This is a genomic window from Pseudomonas brassicae (assembly GCF_010671725.1).
GTDB lineage: Bacteria > Pseudomonadota > Gammaproteobacteria > Pseudomonadales > Pseudomonadaceae > Aquipseudomonas > Aquipseudomonas brassicae.
In genome coordinates, this window is the sequence record NZ_JAAHBU010000138.1 from 1 (window position 1) to 6,180 (window position 6,180).

5 protein-coding genes and 1 pseudogene are annotated in these 6,180 nt (G+C 63.7%); all 6 read right to left on the minus strand.

Going from position 1 to position 6,180, the window contains the following annotated elements; all coding sequences use genetic code 11:
- On the minus strand, window positions 1–235 hold a 235-nt coding region (locus G3436_RS11190), incomplete at its 3' end, for an SDR family NAD(P)-dependent oxidoreductase (protein WP_163944770.1).
- Between the two features lie 445 nt (window positions 236–680).
- Window positions 681–1,144 (minus strand): annotated as a pseudogene (locus G3436_RS11195) (multidrug transporter).
- 146 nt (window positions 1,145–1,290) lie between these two features.
- Entirely contained in the window at window positions 1,291–2,742 is a 1,452-nt protein-coding gene (locus G3436_RS11200; protein ID WP_163944773.1) for a mannose-1-phosphate guanylyltransferase/mannose-6-phosphate isomerase, read from the minus strand.
- Between the two features lie 33 nt (window positions 2,743–2,775).
- Window positions 2,776–3,423 carry an alginate O-acetyltransferase AlgF gene (locus G3436_RS11205; RefSeq protein ID WP_163944775.1) on the minus strand — a complete coding sequence of 216 codons (648 nt, stop codon included), beginning with the start codon at window positions 3,421–3,423 and terminating at the stop codon, window positions 2,776–2,778.
- A gap of 12 nt (window positions 3,424–3,435) precedes the next feature.
- Entirely contained in the window at window positions 3,436–4,593 is a 1,158-nt protein-coding gene (locus G3436_RS11210) for an alginate O-acetyltransferase (protein ID WP_163944778.1), read from the minus strand.
- Window positions 4,594–4,604: 11 nt separating this feature from the next.
- A complete protein-coding gene (locus tag G3436_RS11215; RefSeq protein WP_163944780.1) occupies window positions 4,605–6,062 on the minus strand; it encodes an MBOAT family O-acyltransferase in 1,458 nt (485 codons plus the stop codon).
- Window positions 6,063–6,180: the final 118 nt, after the last annotated feature.

Genomic DNA, 6,180 nt, shown 5'->3' on the forward strand with positions numbered 1-6,180 from the left:
TGTTGATGAGGATATCGAGGCCACCATGGGCGTTGTCGATGGCATCGCTCAGGCGTGCCAGGGCGGATTCGTCATTCACGTCGAGCTGGCGGCTGTTGAAGCCGGCCTTGATCAGTGCGGCGACGTCATCGGGCTTGCGTGCGGTGGCCCACACGCTGTAGCCGGCATTTTTGAAGCTGTCGGCGAGTGCGCGGCCGATCCCGCTTGAGCAACCTGTGATGAGGACGACGGGCATGGAAAGGTGGACTCCTGAGGATGTGGTGATGAATCAGGCTGTGGGTCAGCTTGGCTGCATTGGAGGTACACACGACGACAGGCGCGCCGGCAAGCGGCAAGAGCACGTGAGAGGGCAGATACTGCAGTGAAATGCGTTGGAAAAACAGGCTCAGTTCGGGCTCTTGCGGGTGCTCTTCATAGTGGTCGACATTGAAATAGTAGAAGTCTGCGCCGGGTTGTCGACTGGCCAGCAGGGTCACTGCCGGTTTCATCTCGCGACACGGCGGGCAACCGCCAGAGCCCACCATGATCATGGCGGGGCGCTTGCGCCCGGTTGCGCAGACCAGTGCCTGGAGTTGCTCTAGCCGGGTAAGGGATGTGAGGGACATACCGAGCTTCCTGCACGGTCGTGGGGTCAGCACTATTCAAGCGTGGATGGCTGCTGGCGGTAACTGACAAAAATACTAGTTGGCAAAACTGCCCTGCAGGTGTTCGGCACGGAATTCGAGGGTTTGCGCACGGTAGCCCGAACGCAGCGGCGGCAGCGGCAGGCAGTCGCTCCAGCTGGCGCCGGCCTGAAGATCGCCGGGGCCACGGTAGCGCGGGGCGGCGTAGGTGTTTTCGGCGAGGTTGACGCTGTCACCGGGGGCATACGCGGCGACGCGCCAGCGCAGTTCGGTGAGCGGGGTGTGGTTGTCGTTTTTCATCTGCACGCGCAGCGGTCGGTCGGCCGGGCAGTGTTCGGGGGCGTAGTCCAGGCGCAGTTCCAGGCGTGCCAGCTGGCTGGCCTCGCGGTTGTCCAGCCACACCACCCACAGGCCCACCAGGCACAGGCCCAGCAGCGCCGCCATGGAGATCGGCAAGGCCTTGGCCGGATAGCGCAGCAGCAAACCAGCCAGGTGAGGATGAGCAGGATACCGATGAACATGGGGAGGGCCTTGCTTGCGAGGTCGGTGTCTGCTCATAGAAACATCGTGACCCCTTCGCTGGCAAGCCAGCTCCCACAGGGTTTTGAGGTGTTCGCAAAACCTGTGGGAGCCGGCTTGCCGGCGAAGGGGCCCTCAAGGCATTACATCACTGCGCGATGGTCTTGATCGACACGCCGCGCTCGATCGGCGTCGAGCGCCCGTAGATGTCCTCGAAACGCTCGATGTCATCCTCGCCCAGGTAGCTGCCCGACTGCACTTCGATGATCTCCAGCGGGATCTTGCCCGGGTTGCGCAAACGGTGCACCGAGGCGATCGGGATGTACGTCGACTGGTTCTCGCACAGCAGGAACACGTTCTCGTCGCAGGTCACCTCGGCCGTACCCGACACCACGATCCAGTGCTCGGCACGGTGGTGGTGCATCTGCAGCGACAGGCTTGCCCCGGGCTTGACCGTGATGTGCTTGACCTGGAAGCGCCCGCCCATGTCCACCGAGTCGTACGAGCCCCACGGGCGGTACACTTCGCAGTGGTTCTGGGTCTCGCTGCGGCCCTGGGCGTCGAGGGTATTGACCATCTGCTTGACCCCCTGCACCTTGTCCTTGTGCGCGATCATCATGGCGTCCTTGGTCTCGACCACCACGATGTTCTCCAGGCCGATCACCGACACCAGCTTGCCGTTGCCATGGATCATGCAGTTGCGGCTGTCCTGCACCACCACATCGCCCTTGGTCACGTTGCCGTTGTCGTCCTTCTCGTGCACGTCCCACAGCGACGACCAGCAACCCACGTCGCTCCAGCCTGCGCTCAGCGGCACCACGCAGGCGCGCTGGGTCTTTTCCATCACCGCGTAGTCGATGGAGTTGTCCGGGCAGCAGGCGAAGGTGGCTTCGTCGATGGCCAGGCTGTCACCATCTTCCTGGCTGCGCTCCAGGGTCAGCAGGCAGGTGTCGTAGATGTCTGCGTCATGCTTTTTCAGTTCTTCGAGGAAGCGGCTGGCACGGAACAGGAACATGCCGCTGTTCCAGAAGTAACCACCGGCCTTGACGAACTCGACGGCGCGTTTCTCATCCGGCTTCTCGACGAACTGCGCGACCCGGCTGATGCCCTCGGGCAGCAGCGCGTCCTGGCTCGACTTGATATAGCCATAGCCGGTTTCCGGCTTGGTCGCCGGCACCCCGAACAGCACCATCTCGCCACGCTCGGCAGCCACCGTGGCCAGGGCCAGGGCACGTTGCAGGGCTTTCTGGTCGTCGATCACGTGGTCGGCCGGCAGCACCAGCATCAGCTCGTCGCGGCCTTCGCTGACCAGTTTCATGGCGGTCAGCGCCACCGCCGGCGCGGTGTTGCGCCCGAACGGTTCCATCAGGATCGCCTGGGTTTCGAGTTTCAGGCTGCTCAACTGTTCGTTGACGATGAAGCGGTGGTCCTTGTTGCACACCACGATGGGCGCGTCCATGCCGTCGAACACCAGGCGCGACAGGGTTTGCTGGAACAGCGTGTGTTCACCGGTCAGGGCCAGGAACTGCTTGGGGAACTGCTTGCGCGACAGGGGCCACAGACGCGAGCCGCTACCACCGGACAGAATGACTGGAATCATGGGGAATCTCCGAACGTTGAAAGGGGCAGTTGATTAACGGGTGGACACCGGGCGCTTGACCCATACCGGCGACAGGTTGCTGCCGGAGCCGGTGACATACAGCACGGCCGCTTCACCGCGTTCGAGGGCAACGGGCTTGAGGTCGCTGACTTTCTTGTCGCCTTCATACAGCGCCAGGCTGACCTTGACCGGGTTGATCTCGCGCTCGCCGCGCGCCTTGGCCGCCACCGGCTTGACCACTTCGGTCTTGCCATCGGCGGTTTTCAGGGTCAGGGCCTGGTCGCTCAGGTTCTGCACGCGTACCAGGGATTTCTGCTTGTTCTTGAACGGTGGTTCCTCGACCAGTTGCGGCTGGCCGCTGGCGTGGTTGACCAGGGTGTAGTAGTGATCGCCGGCCAGCTTGACCGGCATGCTCTGGCTACCGACCTTGGCGCTGTAGTCACCCTGGGGCATGAAGCTGAAATCGCTGCTGGCCTGGGCGGCCACTTCGCTGATCTGGGTGTTGCCGACGCTGGCGGCCACCGGCTGGTTGCCGGCGTTGAAGATACGCACGAAGGTCGAACCCTTCGGCGCGCTCGGGCCATACAGCGCGGCATCGGCGCCGGCCCAGGCCTGCAACGAGAGCAGGCTCATGCCGGCGGTGAGGGCGAATGCTTTGGCAATACGGTGCTTGGTGGTCATGTGCGGTTCCTCTCAGTGTTGCGTCCGATTGGACGACAGGGCCATGTCTTGATTGGCAGTACGGGTTTTCTTCAGCTGCGCGATCCACTGCGGATCGAAGGCGCTGAGGTCGTTTTTCATTGGCAGATAGCGTTCCGGGAACTCCCAGATCAGCACTTGCGGCGCGCTGTTCTTGAAGGCGTCGGTGTTCAGGTACTTGAGCATCGGCAGCAGCGGGCCGTGGCCGTCTTCGGCGTAATTGACCACGTCGCTGCGCAGCGACTGCTGCAATGCGCCGAGAAAATTCCAGTGCGGGTTGGCGCTGTAGCTGGTGCCGATCAGCGCCACCGGGATCTCGCTGTCGGCGAACAGCGCATCGCCGCTGTCGGCCTGGGCCTGGGCCGGGCGGGTGCTGCGCGGTTGCAGGCTGTCCGGGGTCGGCAGCAGGTTGCTGAACAGGGGGTCCAGTGGCAGGAAGTTGGTCAGGTCACCCTTGTACGGCGCGGCCGGCCTGGCTTCAGTGACGAACAGCTGCGGCGTGCCGCTGAGCAGGTCCTGGCGTGCCACGGCATCGGCCAGGTGCTCGGCCACCACTTCGGCGCCCATCGGCGTCCAGTGCGTGTCGGTACGCAGGAATACCTGCCCTTGGGCCTTGGCCGCCTGCAGCGGGCCGAGCAGGTCAGGGGCGAACACACCGGCCTGGCGCGCCTTGGCGTGGAACTGGTTGTACAGGTCCTGGTGCAGGCTGGCCGGCGTTTGCTCACCGAGGTATTCCGGGTAGAGGCGGGCCTTGGCCGGGATGATCGCCAGCACCAGTTGCACGCCCTGTTGCTGCAGGGTGTCGCGCACGCCGCGGATCAGCGCGAGGTTCTCTGCCTCGAACTGCTCGGCGCCGGCCACCGGCTTGAACTCTTCATCGCTGAACAGCCATTGCTCGCGGCCCAACACCACGCCGGGGCGGCCTTCGTTGAACAGCGTGAAGTCCAGCGCGGCCCAGAGGTTGGTGCCCAGGCGCTTGATCGGGAACTGCTCGTCGTAGTGGGTTTCGGCGGCCTTGGCCAGCTTGCCGTTGAGCACGGTCATCTGCGCGGTGCGCTGGAAGCTGCCCAGGCCTCCCAGCGACCAGAGGCCCAGGCCCAGCAGCAGCGCCATGAACAGCAGTGCGTAGAGTGTGCGTAATGATCGGGTCATGGTCGGCTCGCTCAGAACTGGAAGTAGAGGAACGGCGAGTAGCTTTGTGCCGAGAGTTTCAGGATCGACGCCACGAACAGCAGCAGCACCAACGCGCGGGTGACGTACAGGCCCCAGTCCAGGCTCACGCTGCCATCGGCATGCACGGCCACGGGGCTTGCCTTGGCGCTGGGCTTGGCATGGCGGTAGAAGTCGCGCAGGCCGAAGAAGGCCAGGCTCAGATAGGCCACGATCAGCGTCGCCACTTGCAGGCCCGTGAGGCTGGCGCGGTTGAGCTCCGACAGCTGCCAGTCACCGAAGCTGAACATGGCGCCGTACATGCGCCCGGCCACCTGCAGGTTCTCGGCGCGGAAGATCACCCAGCCCATCACCACCAGCAGGAAGGTGAAGGCCCATTTGACCGGGTTGAAGCGTTGCGGGTTGGTGTCCAGGCCCAGCGCGCGTTCGATCGCCAGCCACATGCCGTGCCAGGCGCCCCAGAGGATGTAGGTGATGTTGGCGCCATGCCACAGGCCACCGAGCAGCATGGTCAGGAACAGGTTGCGGTAGGTGGCGAAGGTGCCGCCGCGGTTGCCGCCCAGGGTGATGTACAGGTAGTCGCGCAGCCAGGTCGACAGGCTGATGTGCCAGCGCCGCCAGAACTCGGTGATCGACTGGCTGATGTAGGGCTGCTTGAAGTTTTCCATGAAGCGGAAACCCATCATCAGGCCCAGCCCGATAGCCATGTCGCTGTAGCCGGAGAAGTCGAAGTACAGCTGTGCGGTGTAGGCCAGCGCGCCGAGCCAGGCGTCACCGGTGGTGGGGTTCTGCAGGGCGAAGCAATGGTCGGCGACCACTGCCAGGGTGTCGGCGATGAAGACCTTCTTGATGAAGCCCTGCATGAACCGCGTGCAGCCTTCGGAGAACTTGTCCAGGGTATGGGTGCGGTGGTTGAACTGGTCGGCCAGGTCCTTGAAGCGCAGCACGGGGCCGGCGATCAGGTGCGGGAAGATCGCCACGAAGGCGGCGAAGTCGATCAGGTTGCGCGTGGCCGGGGTATCGCCGCGGTACACGTCGATGATGTAGCTGATCGACTCGAAGATGTAGAACGAGATACCGATCGGCAACAGGATGTGGGTCAGGATGAACGGTTCCAGACCGTAGGAGGTCATGATCGCATTGATGCTGTCCACGCCGAAGTTGGCGTACTTGAAGTAGCCCAGGATGCACAGGTCTACGCCCACGCCCAGCAGCAGCCAGCGCTGGGCCGGTTTGGTGCGCACGCCGGCGGCGCCTACCTTGAGCCCGATCCAGTAGTTCCACAGCGTGACTGCGGCGAACAGCGCCAGGAAGTCCACCCGCCACCAGGCGTAGAACACGTAGCTGGCCAGCAGCAGCAGGGCGTTGCGATAGCGTTGCCCGCTCAGGTAGTACAGGCCGAGAAAGATCGGCAGGAACAGGAACAGGAACACATTGGACGAAAACACCATCCCGATCTCTCCTTGTCGTTATCCACAATCGGGGCAGCAGCCCCCCAAACCCCCCGCTGAAATCGCGGGGGAGCGTACATACTCGTGCAGCCCCACTGTTCCCTGTGGGAGCTGGCTT